The following is a 1,713-nucleotide window of genomic DNA, read 5'->3' as shown; positions in this document are numbered from 1 at the left end:
GTGACCATCTACGCCACCTACGCGTCACTGGGCGTGCTCGAGGAGGCCTTCGCGGGCGCCTACGGCCAGCAGCTGGCACCGATGGACCTGGCGGTGGTCGACGAGGCGCACCGCACCAGCGGGTCGATGGGGAAGGCATGGGCCGCCATCCACGACCAGGCGAAGATCCCGGCGGCGCGCCGGCTGTACCTGACCGCGACACCGCGGATCTGGCAGGAACGGCCCAACTGGGAGGTGGCGGAGGGGGTTCGGGATCCGCTGCCCAAGGAGATGGCGGCGTCCATGGACAACGAAGAAGTGTTCGGCCCTGTCCTGTACAAGCTCTCGCTCGCCTCTGCGGTGTCGCGGGGTCTTCTGGCGCGGTATCAGGTCATCGTTCTCGAGCTCCCGGACCCGGTAGTCACCCCGGGGCGGCTGATGGGCGAGGAGCGGAACGGCGAGGAGGTCCGCGGACAGCGTCTGGGGGCGCTCCAAGCGGCCGTCCTGCACACCATGGCGCAGCATGACCTGCAGACGTGCATCACCTTCCATCACCGGACCATAGAGGCCCAGGCGTTCGCGGAAGGTCTGGGGCGGGTGGCGGCGAAGCTCCACGCGGACCGACCGGAGACGTATCCGAGGCGGATGTGGACCGACTGGCTGTGCGGGGAGCACCTCCCCGCACGCCGGCGGGAGGTCCTGGGCAGCTTCGGGACCACCGGCCGGCGGGCCGTGCTCTCGAACTGCCGCGTCCTGGGCGAGGGCGTCGACATCAGAGCGGTCGACAGCGTCGCGTTCATCGACCCCAAAGCCGCTCCGCACGACATCGTGCAGGCCATCGGACGCGCCCTGCGACAGAAGCCGGGCCAGGGGAAAATCGCGTCACTGATCGTCCCGGTCTTCCTCGGGCCCGATGACAACCGTGAGGACATGTTCACCTCCGGCGCTTACCGGCCCTTGGTGAAGGTCCTGGAAGGCCTGCGGGCTCATGATGAAGAAGCAATCGAATTGCTCGCCATCCCACAGGAGCCTCAGAAAGACGTGGTTCAGCCCTCCCAATACATCGGCCCGGAACCCGAGGAAGGCGAGGAAGAAGCCCGTCTCCTGCTCCGCTTCTCCACTCCACGTGACCCGGTGATGGTCGCCGACTGGGTCAGGTTCAACATCATCGACACCGAACGCCAGGACTGGGCACGCGGCTGGGCAGCCCTCAAAAAATTCACACAACGTGAGCACCATGCCCGGGTGCCGTACGAACACCGCGAGGGCGCACACCCACTCGGGACCTGGGTCGCCGAACAGCGGCGGGCGTTCGGGGCCGGGCAGATGTCCAGCAACCGCGCAGCACGCCTCGAGGAACTCGGCATGGTCTGGTCGATCGTCGACGAACGGTTCCAGGAGAACCTGGCGGCGGCCCGGGTGTACTTCGCGGAGTACTGGACCTTGTGTGCGCCCCGCACCGCCACCGCGCTCGACAAACCCATCGGACAGTGGCTGGCCAACCTCCGCCGCCCCGGGGCCCTCGCCGGCAAGCCGGAATGGGAAGCCGCGCTACAGGCAATCGACGAAGACTGGAACCCGACCTGGCCGGCCCAATGGCAACGCCACTACGCCGCCCTGCGCGAGCTGGTGAGCGAAGAGGAAGGGCCGGTCGAAATCCCACCAGGAGTCACCGTCCACGGCATGGACATCGGCAAATGGCTCGCCAAACAACGCAAACCTGAGGTGTGGGGG

General features: G+C 67.4%; 1 protein-coding gene. It reads left to right on the top strand.

Going from position 1 to position 1,713, the window contains the following annotated elements; all coding sequences use genetic code 11:
- On the top strand, positions 1 to 1,713 hold a 1,713-nt coding region (locus tag ACWF62_RS20410), incomplete at both ends, for a Helicase associated domain protein (protein WP_452631225.1).

The sequence above is a fragment of the Rhodococcus sp. NPDC054953 genome (assembly GCF_053609225.1).
This window is presented reverse-complemented; position numbering and strand designations above follow the sequence as displayed.